Origin of the sequence: Bifidobacterium anseris (assembly GCF_002860345.1) — a bacterium.
GTDB lineage: Bacteria > Actinomycetota > Actinomycetes > Actinomycetales > Bifidobacteriaceae > Bifidobacterium > Bifidobacterium anseris.
Window position 1 is genome coordinate 760,754 of record NZ_NMYC01000005.1, and the last position, 13,705, is coordinate 774,458.

A 13,705-nucleotide genomic window follows, 5' to 3' on the forward strand; every position below is an offset into this window, starting at 1 on the left:
ATGCATGTCCGTCCCGAACAGTTGGACGAGATGACAGTTCGACGAGATGACGGACGACACCGGAGCGGGGAGCGCGGAACCCCGCCTCGCGCGCCTGCTGGACGCGCGGAACGATACCGAACCCACGATTTTGTAGAGTTTTTTTGAGGAGCATCATGGCAGAATTTGATTTTTCCCAGGCGATCGCCGACGCGCGCGCCAAATACGAGGAGATCGCGCTCGCGCTCGACGTCGACCGTCTCAAGCGTCAGGAGCAGGAGCTCGAGGTCGAGGCGGCCGAGCCGGGCCTGTGGGACGACCCGGAGCACGCGCAGCAGGTGACGTCGAAGCTCTCCGCCGTGCAGTCGCAGATCAAGCGGCTGTCCTCGGCGGCCTCGCGCATCGACGACGTCGAGACGCTCGTCGAGCTCGGCCGTGAGGAGGACGACGCGGACACGCTCGCCGAGGCGCAGAACGAGATCGGCTCGATCGCGAAGGACCTCGAGGACATGGAGATCCAGACGCTGATGGACGGCGAATACGACGAGCGTTCCGCCGTCGTGACGATCCGCTCCGGCGCCGGCGGCGTCGACGCGGCCGACTTCGCGCAGATGCTGCTGCGCATGTACCTGCGCTGGGCGGAACGCAACGGCTACAAGGCGAAGGTCATGGACACGTCCTACGCCGAGGAGGCCGGCATCAAGTCGGCGACCTTCCAGGTGGACGCGCCTTACGCGTATGGACGCCTGTCCGTCGAGGGCGGCACGCATCGCCTCGTGCGCATCTCGCCCTTCGATAACCAGGGCCGGCGTCAGACGAGCTTCGCGGCCGTCGAGGTCGTCCCGCTCGTCGAGGCGACCGACCACATCGACGTGCCGGACAGCGAGATCCGCGTCGACACCTACTGCGCCTCCGGCCCTGGCGGTCAGGGCGTCAACACGACGTACTCCGCCGTGCGCATCACCCACCTGCCGACCGGCATCGTCGTGACGATGCAGGACGAGCGTTCGCAGATCCAGAACCGCGCCGCCGCGATGGCCGTGCTCCAGTCGCGCCTGCTCGTGCTGCGCCACGAGGAGGAGGCGAAGAAGAAGAAGGAGCTCGCCGGCGACATCAAGGCCAGCTGGGGCGATCAGATGCGCTCCTACGTGCTGCACCCGTACCAGATGGTCAAGGACCTGCGCACCGGCTACGAGACCTCGCAGACGCAGGCCGTCTTCGACGGCGACATCGATGATTTCATCCAGGCCGGCATCCGCTGGCGCCATGAGCAGCGCCGCGAGGCCGCTGAGCAGGCCGCCGAGTAGACTTGCCGCACGACGACCGACGCGTCCCGCGCAGCCGTGCGCACGATGGATTGGAGATGACATGGCGCTGATCTCGATGGACCATGTGAGCAAGATCTACCCGAACTCCACGCGTCCCGCGCTCGAGGACGTCAACCTGCAGATCGACCGCGGCGACTTTGTCTTCCTCGTCGGCGCCTCCGGCTCGGGCAAGACGTCGCTGCTGCGCCTGCTGCTGCACGAGGAGGAGGCGACCGACGGCGAGATTCGCGTCGGCGGCTATGACCTGCGGCGCCTGCCGAACCGGCAGGTGCCGGTCTACCGGCGTTCGGTCGGCATGATCTTCCAGGACTACAAGCTGCTGACGAACAAGACCGTCTGGGAGAACGTCGCCTTCGCGCTCGAGGTGATCGGCACGCCGCGTTCGGCGATCCGCTCGCTCGTGCCGAAGGTGCTCAAGACGGTCGGCCTGACCGGCAAGGAACGCAACAAGCCGCTCGAACTGTCCGGCGGCGAGCAGCAGCGCGTCACGATCGCGCGCGCCTACGTCAACCATCCGCAGCTGCTGCTCGCCGACGAGCCGACCGGCAACCTCGATCCGACGACGTCGCTGGGCATCATGGAGGTGCTCGACGCGATCAACCGCACTGGCACGACGATCGTCATGGCGACGCACAACGAGGAGATCGTCAACTCGATGCGCAAACGCGTCGTCGAACTGCACAATGGCAGGATCGTGCGCGACCAGGCGGCCGGCGTCTACGATTCGGCGCTGTACTTCCCCGACGAGCAGGTCGCCGCGCAGGCGCACGACGCCATCAGCGGCGATGCGTCGATGGCGTCGGCCGCCGACCTCGCGCACGCCGCACGGCCGAAGAACCGCCGCGAACGCATCGAACGCGCCGAAGCGGCCGCCGACGCCGTCAACGACGCGATCGAACACGAATCGAGCGAAGGCATCGCACGACTCGCGAAGAGCGTGCACGCCGGCAAGACCGGCCGCTACGGCGAGGTCTTCGCGCCGGTCGAGGAGACGCTCACATGGGGCGGCGGACTGACGCTCGACGAACTCGCGCAGCGCGAGGACGGTGACAACGCGAACACCGAAGCGACTTCCACGACGAGCGAAACAGTCGAAACGACTGAAACGACCCAGACGGTCGAAACAAGCACGACGAGCGAAACGACACAGCCGGCTGAGATGACCCAGCCGACCGAGACAGCACAGCCGCCGACGCCGCCGCTCGCGCCGCCGCAGCCGCCGAGGCCGCCTCGGCCTCCGCGGCAGGGCGCGCGGCACGGACGCGGCCATGACGGCGCGCATGGGCAGGAGGGCAGCCGATGAGATTGCGATTCATCCTCAGCGAGACGTGGACGAGCCTGCGGCGCAACGTGCCGATGCTGCTGTCGGTCATGCTCGTGACCTTCATCTCGTTCCTGTTCATCGGCGCGTCCTTCCTCACGCAGGCGCAGATCACGAAGGCGAAGGGCGACTGGTACGACAAGGTCGAGGTCGTCGTATGGCTGTGCCCGGACGGCACGAGCCAATCGCCGAACTGCGCCGCGGGCAAGGCCGCGACGGCGCAGCAGATCAACGCGCTGCAGGACGTCATCCAGCAGGAGCTCGGCGACGACGTCTCGTCGGTGACCTACGAGAGCCCCGAGGACTTCTACAACGACTCGTTCCTCAAGCAGTATCCGAACGGCGAGTTCCAAGGGCGCACGCTCACCGCGGCCGACATGCAGGGCTCGCTGTGGCTCAAACTCAAGAACCCGGAGAAGTACAAGGTCGTCTCCGAAGTGCTGTCGGGACGTGACGGCGTCGAGGACGTCGTCGACCAGCGGCAGATCTTCGAGCCGGTCTTCGCCGTGCTCAACCGTGCGACGGCGGCGACGGCGATGCTCGCGGCCGTCATGGTCATCGTCGCCGTCATGCTCACCGGCACGACGATCCGCATGTCGGCGGCCTCGCGCAGCGAGGAGACCGAGATCATGCGCTTCGTCGGTGCGTCGAACTGGACGATCCGCCTGCCGTTCATCCTTGAGGGCGCCGTGGCCGCGCTGCTCGGCTCGGTGCTGTCGTGCCTCGCGCTGAGCGCGCTCGTCAAGGTCTTCATCACCGATTGGCTCGCCAAATCGGTCACATGGATCCCGTACGTCACGCAGGGCACCGTGCTGCTGATCTCGCCGATCCTGATCGTCGGCGCCGTGCTGCTGTCCGTCATCGCCTCGTCGGTCGCGCTCAACCGCTACCTCAAGGCCTGACGCGCGCCGCGCGTCTGCGTGGATCGCTCTGCATGGATCGTTCTGCGCGGATGTGTGAAGAATGTGGAGAAACTGTGTATGAAATGCTGCGGCGCCCACGGCACGCCGCATTCCCCTCAGGTGGCAATGCTAGGCTTGGTTGCCGTGAGTGACGTCGAAAGGTGTGCCATGACTCGAGGAACTGCAAGTCGCCCATGGATCGCGACCCTGCTCGCGGTCTCGCTGTGCGCGGTCGGATTCGCGGCGCCGGTGATCGCGCCGGTCCCGCAGGCGCATGCGGACACCTACAGCGACCTCGTCAACGCGCAGAACTCGCATCAGCAGAGCGTGCAGCGCGAAGCCGAGCTGCGCAACCAGCTCGCCGGCGTCAACAGCGACCTGGCGGACAAGATCGTCGAACTCGACGATCTGACGAACAACCAGATCCCGGTGGCCGCGAAGGCCGTGCAGGAGGCGAACGCCGCCGCCGCGTCCGCCAAGGCCGAGGCCGAATCCGCCGCGCAGCGCCTCAAGGCCGCGCAAAAGGACAAGGAGAACCTCGAGGCCGAAATCAAGAAGACCGGCGAGGATTACGACGACGCGCACGCCGCCGTCGCGCGCGTCGCCCGCGAATCGATGCACGGCTCGGACACGTCGGACGTCATGAGCATCATGACCGGCGCGACCGACACGAAGGCGTTCATCCGTCAGATGCAGTCGCGCGACGCGCTGTCGCGCTCCGAGGCGAATGCCGCCTCCGAGGCTGCCGACGGCTTGAGCATCTCGATGAACCGCGGCGAACGCCTCAAAGCGATCGAGGCGCGCATCACGAAATACAAGTCGGACGCCGACGAGAAGTCGGCCGCCGCGCAGTCCGCGGCCTCTGACGCGCAGGCGAAGCGCGATTCGCTCGACGCGCAGCGCGTCAAGGGCGAGCAGATCCGCTCCGACCTCGAAAGCCGCAAAAGCGAACTGAGCACGGCCGCGGCGCAGCAGGCCGCCGAAACCGTCATGCTGCAGTCGCAGATCGACGCGAACAACCGCAAATACCAGGCCGAGCAGGCAGCCGAGGCCGAACGCGTGCACCAGCAGCAGGCGCAGGGCACGACGCAGCCGCCGGCGAACACGAACACCGGCTCGACGACGACCCCCGCCACGCCGAGTCAGCCGGCGCAGCCGAGTCAGCCTGTAACTCCTGTGACGCCGACCCAGCCGACGCAACCGACCCAGCCGACGCAGCCTTCGGGCGGATCGACCGGTGGACAGGGCACGTCGAACGGCGACTACGGCAACGCCTACGCGGCCGGCCAGTGCACATGGTGGGCCTACGAACGCCGCAAGCAGATGGGCATCGGCACGCCGTCCTACCTCGGCAACGGCGGCGACTGGGCGGCGAACGCGCCGCGCTACGGCCTGCGCGTCGACAACGTGCCGCAGGTCGGCGCCGCGCTCTCGTTCCTGCCCGGTCAGGAAGGCGCGTCGTCGCCGTGGGGACATGTCGCCGTCGTCGAAAGCGTCGGCGCGAACTCGATTACGATCTCCGAATCGAACGTCGCCGGCCTGTACACGATCACCTACCGCACGCTGTACAACCCCGGACGTTTCCGCTACGTGCACTGATCTGCCGTGCACATCGCGCCGAATCCGCCGTATCCGCCATGCGCGGGCGGCGGATTCGCGCATGCTGCGCTAATGTGGAAGGTCGGAAGGTCAGGCGGCCACGCTGGACGAGACATGGCATTGCCAACGATATGAGGACATGAGGAAAGGAGCGGCGATGGCGAAGCAGAAGAAGGTCGAGGGCGACCAGATCGTCGCACGCAACAAGCGGGCGCGGCACGACTACGAGATCGAGGACCGCTACGAGGCGGGCATTGCGCTCACCGGCACTGAGGTCAAGTCGCTGCGCGAGGGAAGGGCGTCGCTCGCCGAGGCCTTCGTCAGCATCGACAAGCGCGGGGAGATCTGGCTCGAAGGGGCCAACATCCCCGAATACCTCAACGGCACGTGGAACAACCACGCGCCCAAGCGCAAGCGCAAGCTGCTGCTGCACGCCGCGCAGATCGAGAAGCTCGGCCGCCAGATCCAGGCGAAGGGCTACACGATCGTGCCGCTGAGCATCTACTTCAACAAGGACGGACGCGCGAAGATCGAGATTGCGCTCGCACGCGGCAAGAAGGAATACGACAAGCGTCAGGCGCTGCGCGAGGATCAGGACAAGCGCGAGGCGCAGCGCATGCTGCGCTACCGCAACATGCGCGCCCGCGGCTGAACGGGGCCAGATGTTGCACAGGCGAAACGCGCTCGTAGCATGAGGCGGCGTACGCTGTGTGCGGATTCGGGCGCGGGCCCGGACGGCACACAGCAGAGAAGACAGGGTACGCCAATGCAGCAGAAGAAGAACATGTTCAGGAACCTCGCGGCGCTCGTGCTCGGCGCGTCGCTGTGCCTCGCGGCTGGCGCTTGCGGCACGAGCGACGACACGGGAAGCGGCACGAAGAACGCCGAAGGCAAGACGACGCAGGGCTACGACGTCTCGAAGGTCGAGACCGTCGACGAGATCGCCGCGCTCGTGCCGGACGACGTCAAGCAGGACGGCAAGCTCACCGTCGGCATGGACACCTCCTACGCGCCGGCCGAGTTCCTCGCCGAGGACGGCAAGACGCCGGTCGGCTACGACGTCGACCTGTCGAAGGCGCTCGCCAAGGTCATGGGACTCGAGGCGGAGAACAAGGTCGCGAGCTTCGACCTGATCATCCCGTCGGTCGGCTCGAAGTATGATCTGGGCATCTCGTCGTTCACGATCACGCCGGAGCGCATGGACGCCGTCGACTTCGTCAGCTTCTACAAGGCCGGTTCAATGTGGGTGACGAAGAAGGGCAACCCCGACAGCATCGACCCGAAGGACGTGTGCGGCCAGACGATCGCCGTGCAGACGGCCACGAGCCAGGAAGAGGAGGTGACCGAGATGAACGAGCAGTGCAAGGCCGACGGCAAGAAGGAGATTGAGGTCCTGACGAACAAGCTGCAGACCGATGTGACGACGAACGTGACGACCGGCAAGGCCTCCGCCTTCTACGCGGACACGCCGGTCGCCGGCTACGCGGTCGCGCAGACCGACGGCCAGCTCGAGAAGCTCGGCGAGGACGTCGGCGTCACGAAGCAGGGCGTCGTCGTCAAGAAGGGCGACAAGCAGATGGCCGAAGCCGTCCAGAAGGCGATGCAGAAGCTCATGGACGATGGCACCTATCAGGCAATCCTCGAGGAGTGGGGCGTCCAGGGCGGCGCGATCGACAAGGCCGAGATCAACCCGGCCGACACGAAGTGACGGCCTGATGGTCAGACACCGGACACGATGACCAATGATGACATGGCGTGGTTCGCGCACAGCGCAGAACCACGCCATGCATGTTTATGCAAGATACTACATATTTATTCAGTACGACGTGTGCGTCGCCGACGATGGTCGGCTTAACCGTTTCGTAGCACACGATGCACTACACTGACTGACGTATTTCGAGAGTGCGACCGGAAGCGTCAACGTCGACGGCAGACGTCGGCATGATGATGGCTTCGTCGCACGGGAGAGTGGAGAAGCATGTCCATGCATGGATTGAAGAAGTTCGCCGCCGCGCTCGCGGGCGCAGCGCTGCTGTTCGGCGCCGCGGCCTGCGGCACGAGCGACGACTCGGGCGACGCCGCAGCGGCCAAGCAGGGCGCCTTCGACGTCGCGAGCGTCAAGAAGGACGACGCGATTGCGGCGATGGTGCCCAAGTCGATCGCCGACAGCGGCAAGCTCACCGTCGGCATGGAGCTGTCCTACGCGCCGGCCGAGTTCCTCGCCGACGACGGCAAGACGCCGCAGGGTTACGACGTCGACCTCGCCAAGGCGCTCGGCAAGGTCTTCGGACTCGACACCGAGATCGTCTCGTCGACCTTCGACTCGATCGTGCCGTCCGTGGGCAGCAAGTACGACCTTGGCATCACGGCGATGACGATCACGCAGGAGCGCATGGACGCCGTCGACTTCGTCAGCTACTACAAGGCCGGCTCGAGCTGGGCCGTCAAGAAGGGCAACCCCGAGAACGTCGACACCGACGACCTGTGCGGCATGAAGATCGCCGTTCAGGTGGGCACGACGCAGGAGGAAGAGGCCAACGAGATCAAGGATCAGTGCAAGGCCGACGGCAAGAAGGCCGTCGAGGTGCTGCCGAGCAAGCTGCAGACCGACGCGGCGACGGCCGTCGTCACCGGCAAGGCCGACGTGTTCTACGCGGATTCGCCGGTCGCCGGCTACGCGATCTCGCAGACCGGCGACCAGCTCGAGGAGCTCGGCAGCGCCGAAGGCGTCGTCAAGCAGGGCATCGCGATCAAGAAGGGCGACACCGAGCTCGCGAAGGCCGTGCAGGCCGGCATGCAGCATCTGATGGACGACGGCGACTATATGAAGATCCTCAAGGCCTGGGGCGTCGAGAACGGCGCGATCGACAAGGCCGAGATCGACCCGACCGACCTCGACTGAGCTCAGGGACGTCACAGGCAACGCAACAGCTAAGGAGTGACCATGCCGCATCATGTGGAACCGGACGGTGAGAGACTGCCAATCCCAAACCGCATCTCAGCTAAACCGGTCAGACGCACCGGCTCGATCGTAGCCGCGGTCATCGTGGCGATCCTCGCGGCGATGCTCGTCAAAGGCCTCGTCACGAACCCGCGGTTCGAGTGGAACATCGTTTGGAAGTACCTGTTCAACGAACGCGTGCTCGAAGGCGTCGGCTACACGCTGCTGCTCACCGTGATCTCGATGGTCGTCGCGATCATCCTCGCCGTGATCCTCGCGATCATGCGCAAATCGGTCAACCCGGTGCTGCGCGGCGTCAGCTGGTTCTACATCTGGTTCTTTCGCGGCACGCCTGTCTACACGCAGCTCGTGTTCTGGGGCCTGTTCGCCGTGCTGATCCCGCGGCTTTCGATCGGCATCCCGCTGACGTCGATCGAATTCTGGAGCGTCGACTCGCAGACCGTCATCACCGCGTTCAACGCCGCCTGGATCGGCCTTGCGCTCAACGAGGCCGCCTACCTCGCCGAGATCGTGCGCGCCGGCCTCGAAGCCGTCGACCCGGGACAGGCCGAGGCCGCGCAGGCGCTCGGCATGAAGCGTTCGATGATCATGCGCCGCGTCATCCTGCCGCAGGCGATGCGCATCATCATCCCGCCGACCGGCAACGAGACGATCGGCATGCTCAAGACGACGTCGCTCGTGCTCGCCGTCCCGTTCACGCTCGAACTGCAGTACGCGACGAACGCGATCGCGAACCGCATCTACAAGCCGATCCCGCTGCTGCTCGTAGCGAGCATCTGGTACCTGCTCATCACGTCGATCCTCATGGTCATCCAGTCGATGCTTGAAAAGCACTTCGGCAAGGGCTTTGAGGCGCGCCCGGTCGGCACGAAGGGCAAGCAGCCGCCGTTGCCGGGCAAGACCGAAGGCGAACCGAAGGACGATGTCGACAAGACGAACGAGGCGGCGTTCCTCGGATATAACGCCTAGCGCATGACGCATGGCCGCCCTCGGGCGGCCGTCCACTTGGGAAGGATGTGACGCACAGCATGAGCGACGAGAACAACAAGGACCTCGCCAATCAGGACACGGCCGCCGAGCGCGACGCCGCCAAGCCGGGGATGCCGGCCGTCGAGGCCAAGCAGGTGCACAAGGCCTTCGGCGACCTGCATGTGCTCAAGGGCATCGACATGAAGGTCATGCCCGGCACGGTGACGGTGATCCTCGGTCCTTCGGGATCGGGAAAGTCGACGTTCCTGCGCCTGATCAACCAGCTCGAGACGCTCACCGGCGGCGAGATCGACGTCAACGGCGAGATGATCGGCTACAAGCGGTTGCCCGACGGCGGCCTGCAGACGCTCAACGACAAGGAAGTCGCCGCCCAGCGCGCCAAGCTCGGCATGGTCTTCCAGAAGTTCAACCTCTTCCCTCACATGACGGCGCTCGAAAACGTCATGGAGGCGCCGGTGCACGTCAAGAAGATGCCGAAGGCGCAGGCGCGCGAACTCGCCGTCAAGGAGCTCACGCGCGTGGGGCTCGGCGACCGGCTCGACTACTATCCGGCGCAGCTGTCCGGCGGCCAGCAACAGCGTGTCGCGATCGCGCGTGCGCTCGCGATGAAACCCGAGATCATGCTTTTCGATGAGCCGACGTCGGCGCTCGACCCAGAGCTTGTCGGCGAGGTGCTCGGCGTCATGCGCGAGCTCGCCGACGAGGGTATGACGATGATCGTCGTCACCCATGAGATCGGTTTCGCGAAGGAGGTCGCCGACCAGATCGTGTTCATGGACGGTGGCGTCGTCGTCGAGCACGGCGGCCCCGAGATCATCGACGAGCCGAAGGAGGCCCGCTTCAAGGACTTTCTGCAGCACGTACTGTGATGAGAACGGTATTCCGATTGTGAGGGGCGTGATCCATATAGGATGACGCCCCTGTTCTGTCGTGCACGACGACGTGACGTCGGTCGCATCGGCATTGAGCCCTCTGGATGTTCATGCGATTGAGTACAATGCCTTAAGCGTTTGATTGTAATGAGCTTTAAAGTAATCTGAGGAGTATATTCAATTCATGGAACATGTTGTTTCTTTTCGACGCTTGGACATGCTCAAGGGGACTCCGCAGCCGTTTCCTTACCAAGGCAGTAAGCGATATCTCGCCAATGCCATTGTGCCTCTTATTCCAGACGGAGTTGACCGCATTATAGAACCATTTTGTGGAAGCGCTGCAGTTTCCATTGCTGCACGGCAAACTGGAAAAGTACAGTCTGCCGTCATTGCGGATATCAACGCTCCTCTTATCGACTTATGGAATGAGATACTAAAAGAACCTGATCGTTTAATCGCAGGTTATACATACTTGTGGAATGAGCAATTATCTAACCCAAGAGAATATTTTAAAGAAGTAAGAGATTCGTTTAATGAAACACATAAAACGGCTCTTCTCATTTAGGTGTGTGTGGTTTGTTGGATGTGGGTGAGGATGTGTTGTTTGAATCCTCCGCTGTGTAGCAGGCTGCGGGCGATGTAGTTGGCGGGTTTGCGGAATCCCATGGCGATGCCGCGTAGGGTCTCGAGTCTGCCGTTGATCGCTTCGGCGGGGCCGTTGCTGGCGTGGTCGTGTTCGAAGTAGGCCAGGATGTCCGCCCGCCGTTTCCAGAGCGTGCGTGACAGGACGGCGAATTCGGGCAGTCCTTTGATGGCGCCGGGCTGGTGCAGCGCGTGGATGAGCGAGCTCATCATCGCCCGTCCTTGTGCGCGGTCGCGCATCCGGTAGCATTCGATGATGCGCTGGTGGCAGTGGTATCCGATCATGAGCGCCCGGTTGGCGGGGGCGGCGAGCACGGGCGCGAGCCGTTCGCCCTGACGTGTGTTTTAGCAATTTGCGTTCCGCATTGGGGGGGGTGCAGCGACCTCTAGTGTGAGAGAGACGCTGCACCATCGCTTTATTATCCGCGTTTGCCTCGTTGCACGGCAAGGAACACGCCGCCCAACATGATCGTGGCGCACAACGCCCAAACAGCCACATTGCCTGTCTGGGGGAGCAGGGGCGCGTTCCAGATGCGGTTAACGAATGTAGGTTCGGTTCCGTTCCGGTAGTTCACCGTGGTCTGCAACCTTCCGGAGCCATTGTCCGTCACGTTGACCGTCACCGTCACGATCTGCTTGTCATAGGTGATGCCACTATCCACACCGATGACCTCGCGCATCTGGTACGTGTGAGTTCCGGGCTGGTCGTATTCCAACTGGGGGAACGTCACAGTACCGTCCTTGAGGTTCGTCGTATCGGACACGCCCACGCAATTATCTGGGTCGGCGTCGGTTGGGCGCACTTCACACAGGGTGAATCGGAACTGGTCAGCTTTCAGTACATACGCCGTGTCCGTGTTCGCGTACAGCAGTTTCTTGACAGCCTGCACCATGGCGGTACCGTTCTTCGGCTCATATTTGTTGACTGCGGTCACGGTGACGGCGGCGTTCGCGTCCAAGGTTCCGTTCGCATTGACGAGCGCATTGTCCTTGAGCGTGTACCCGTCTGGCAGGTTCGTTTCGCTCACCTTGTACTTCGCATGGGCGGGAATGTCCTTGATGGTGGCGGTCTGACCGGCTTTGAGCGTGAGGTTGAGTTTGCCATCCTTGAATGTGACGGCCTGCGCATGGTCGCCGATGCTCATGTTGTAGTCGCCGTTCACGGGTTTGCCATCACGATCGGTCAATTCCACATCAAACGTGAACTGGGTGTCCTTGTCCGGCGTGTACTGGTCGGCATGCTCGACGCTCTTGCTAATGCTCAGAACGGCAGGTGTCGAAGTATTACGAAACACGGTGTCACCCAAGATGATCGCTTCGGCCTTCAACTGTTCGCCCTCGCCGGTCACTTTCACGCTGATCTGCACGAGATGATCGTCGTACTGGAGCTTGTCGTTGTTCGGATTCTTCTCGCGCACCAGATAGACGTGCTCGCCTTCGGCCGTGTAGTTGATCGGCTGGAATGCGACCGTCGCACCGATGTTCCGCACGGTCTGGAGCACATGGCCGTTCTGGTCGAGTAGCTCGAACTCGTAGGATTGGTCGGGCACATTGCCGTCCATGAGCTTCGTGAACTTGAACACGATCGACGTGCTGCCGGGGGCATACTGGTTCGTGAACGTCGTCGTACCCGTCTGCAACGGTGTGATGATCGAGCTCGTGTTCTCCGCTCCGACCTGAATCCAACCGGGCAGCATGCCCGAGGCGGGTGTGGACGGCTGTTCGTCCGCGTCGTCCAGTTTCTCCCATTGCGCGTACACCGTGTACCTGTCACCGTCATTATGCGTGGCGGGGGTGAGCGTGGTGAGCACGGGATTCATGTCACTGATCGGATCAGGCTGTGCCGTCCAACCGGCGAACCGGTATCCGAATCGCATGAATTCGCAAGAAGGCAGTTCCACCGACAAATCCTCGATCGGTACGAGCATGCGGGTTTGCGTGCCGATGCCACCGTTCGCATCGAAGTTCACGATCCATGATGGCGTGTATTTCACGTAGACGATTCCCTGCTGGTATTCGGTGGGGGTGTTCTGCATGGCATCATACAGGCTATTCCATGAATTGTATTGACGGTCGCCTGTCTCTTCGATGAACTTGGGCATTGCATTGGAGAAATGTATGGCATTCCAATGAATGAATGAGTCACCGCCATGCTGACTCGCTGGAACGCCGATACGAGTGAGGTTGCCGCAATTATTAAACATCTGATCCCAGTTGTTACTTCCCTTCGGTATCGAAGACAGGTTCCAGTGTGCGATCGCACTCACATCGGACAGGCTCGTGCAGTCGGAGAACATGCTGTACATGTTGGTGACGCGGCTCACGTCCCAGGCGGCGAGGGCGGACAGGTCGGACAGGCTCGTGCAGTTGTAGAACAGGGCGCTCATGCGGGTGACTTGGCTCACGTTCCAGTTGGCGAGGGCGGACAGGTCGGACAGGCTCGTGCAGTTGTAGAACATGCCGCCGGCCCCGTTGCCGTCCACCATGTATCTCAGGCTTGTGGTCTTCCAGTTCTCCAAACCCTTGAGGCTGGCGAGGTTCGTGCAGTCGGAGAACAGGGAGTTCATGTCGGTGACTTGGCTCACGTTCCAGTTGGCGAGGGCGGACAGGTCGGACAGGCTCGTGCAGCGGGAGAACAGGTAGTACATGCTGGTGACTTGGCTCACGTCCCATTTGGCGAGGGCGGACAGGTCGGACAGGCTCGTGCAGCGGGAGAACAGGTAGCTCATGTTGGTGACGCGGCTCACGTCCCAGGCGGCGAGGCCGGACAGGTCGGACAGGCTCGTGCAGCCGGAGAACAGGTAGTACATGCTGGTGACTTGGCCCACGTCCCATTTGGCGAGGCCGGACAGGTCGGACAGGCTCGAGCAGTTGGAGAACAGGGCGCTCATGTTGGTGACTTGGCCCACGTCCCATTTGGCGAGGCCGGACAGGTCGGACAGGCTCGTGCAGTTGGAGAACAGGCCGTCCATGTCGGTGACTTGGCTCACGTCCCATTTGGCGAGGGCGGACAGGGATGCAAGGGATCTTTGCCCATAAAACAGATAACTTGAATCCTGATTCAGGATGATCGTACCTTGAGACTCGATGCGCGTCACATTCCTTCCGTA

At 63.1% G+C, this 13,705-nt stretch carries 12 protein-coding genes; 10 read left to right on the forward strand and 2 right to left on the reverse strand.

Going from position 1 to position 13,705, the window contains the following annotated elements; genetic code table 11:
* Positions 1 to 155: 155 nt before the first annotated feature.
* From prfB to CGZ88_RS08375, 10 genes are all read left to right on the forward strand, one after another.
* Positions 156 to 1,286, forward strand: a complete 1,131-nt coding sequence (gene prfB / locus CGZ88_RS08330; protein WP_026644530.1) for a peptide chain release factor 2 — start codon at positions 156 to 158, stop codon at positions 1,284 to 1,286.
* A 61-nt stretch (positions 1,287 to 1,347) separates the two neighbouring features.
* Positions 1,348 to 2,610 carry a cell division ATP-binding protein FtsE gene (gene ftsE / locus CGZ88_RS08335; RefSeq protein WP_101671566.1) on the forward strand — a complete coding sequence of 421 codons (1,263 nt, stop codon included), beginning with the start codon at positions 1,348 to 1,350 and terminating at the stop codon, positions 2,608 to 2,610.
* On the forward strand, positions 2,607 to 3,530 hold the full coding sequence (ftsX, locus tag CGZ88_RS08340) for a permease-like cell division protein FtsX (protein WP_026644529.1): 924 nt from the start codon (positions 2,607 to 2,609) through the stop codon (positions 3,528 to 3,530). The genes ftsE and ftsX overlap by 4 nt, the downstream gene beginning before the upstream one ends.
* Positions 3,531 to 3,698: 168 nt before the next feature.
* Positions 3,699 to 5,129, forward strand: coding sequence for a CHAP domain-containing protein (locus CGZ88_RS08345; protein WP_101671567.1), 1,431 nt, complete (start codon positions 3,699 to 3,701; stop codon positions 5,127 to 5,129).
* Between the two features lie 157 nt (positions 5,130 to 5,286).
* A complete protein-coding gene (smpB, locus tag CGZ88_RS08350; protein ID WP_026644527.1) occupies positions 5,287 to 5,781 on the forward strand; it encodes an SsrA-binding protein SmpB in 495 nt (164 codons plus the stop codon).
* A 132-nt stretch (positions 5,782 to 5,913) separates the two neighbouring features.
* Complete coding sequence (locus CGZ88_RS08355) at positions 5,914 to 6,837, forward strand: ABC transporter substrate-binding protein (protein ID WP_101671618.1); 924 nt, start codon at positions 5,914 to 5,916, stop codon at positions 6,835 to 6,837.
* Positions 6,838 to 7,107: 270 nt separating this feature from the next.
* Positions 7,108 to 8,031, forward strand: coding sequence for an ABC transporter substrate-binding protein (locus CGZ88_RS08360; protein WP_101671568.1), 924 nt, complete (start codon positions 7,108 to 7,110; stop codon positions 8,029 to 8,031).
* A gap of 42 nt (positions 8,032 to 8,073) precedes the next feature.
* Entirely contained in the window at positions 8,074 to 9,060 is a 987-nt protein-coding gene (locus CGZ88_RS08365; RefSeq protein WP_101671569.1) for an amino acid ABC transporter permease, read from the forward strand.
* 131 nt (positions 9,061 to 9,191) lie between these two features.
* On the forward strand, positions 9,192 to 9,950 hold the full coding sequence (locus tag CGZ88_RS08370) for an amino acid ABC transporter ATP-binding protein (protein ID WP_101671619.1): 759 nt from the start codon (positions 9,192 to 9,194) through the stop codon (positions 9,948 to 9,950).
* Between the two features lie 187 nt (positions 9,951 to 10,137).
* On the forward strand, positions 10,138 to 10,518 hold the full coding sequence (locus CGZ88_RS08375) for a DNA adenine methylase (RefSeq protein WP_101671570.1): 381 nt from the start codon (positions 10,138 to 10,140) through the stop codon (positions 10,516 to 10,518).
* Here CGZ88_RS08375 and CGZ88_RS09165 read toward each other — a convergent pair.
* Positions 10,515 to 10,910: a transposase gene (locus CGZ88_RS09165; RefSeq protein WP_101671571.1), complete on the reverse strand. Its 396-nt coding sequence runs from the start codon at positions 10,908 to 10,910 to the stop codon at positions 10,515 to 10,517. The genes CGZ88_RS08375 and CGZ88_RS09165 overlap by 4 nt on opposite strands.
* 104 nt (positions 10,911 to 11,014) lie before the next feature.
* Entirely contained in the window at positions 11,015 to 13,693 is a 2,679-nt protein-coding gene (locus CGZ88_RS08385) for a BspA family leucine-rich repeat surface protein (protein WP_101671572.1), read from the reverse strand.
* Between the last annotated feature and the right edge of the window lie 12 nt (positions 13,694 to 13,705).

Coding starts and splice junctions, on each gene's coding strand:
- ftsX (WP_026644529.1), top strand. CDS start 2,607: ATGAGATTGCGATTCATCCTCAGCGAGACGTGGACGAGCCTGCGGCGC.
- prfB (WP_026644530.1), top strand. CDS start 156: ATGGCAGAATTTGATTTTTCCCAGGCGATCGCCGACGCGCGCGCCAAA.
- CGZ88_RS08370 (WP_101671619.1), top strand. CDS start 9,192: ATGCCGGCCGTCGAGGCCAAGCAGGTGCACAAGGCCTTCGGCGACCTG.
- CGZ88_RS08355 (WP_101671618.1), top strand. CDS start 5,914: ATGTTCAGGAACCTCGCGGCGCTCGTGCTCGGCGCGTCGCTGTGCCTC.
- CGZ88_RS08345 (WP_101671567.1), top strand. CDS start 3,699: ATGACTCGAGGAACTGCAAGTCGCCCATGGATCGCGACCCTGCTCGCG.
- CGZ88_RS08365 (WP_101671569.1), top strand. CDS start 8,074: ATGCCGCATCATGTGGAACCGGACGGTGAGAGACTGCCAATCCCAAAC.
- CGZ88_RS08375 (WP_101671570.1), top strand. CDS start 10,138: ATGGAACATGTTGTTTCTTTTCGACGCTTGGACATGCTCAAGGGGACT.
- ftsE (WP_101671566.1), top strand. CDS start 1,348: ATGGCGCTGATCTCGATGGACCATGTGAGCAAGATCTACCCGAACTCC.
- smpB (WP_026644527.1), top strand. CDS start 5,287: ATGGCGAAGCAGAAGAAGGTCGAGGGCGACCAGATCGTCGCACGCAAC.
- CGZ88_RS08360 (WP_101671568.1), top strand. CDS start 7,108: ATGTCCATGCATGGATTGAAGAAGTTCGCCGCCGCGCTCGCGGGCGCA.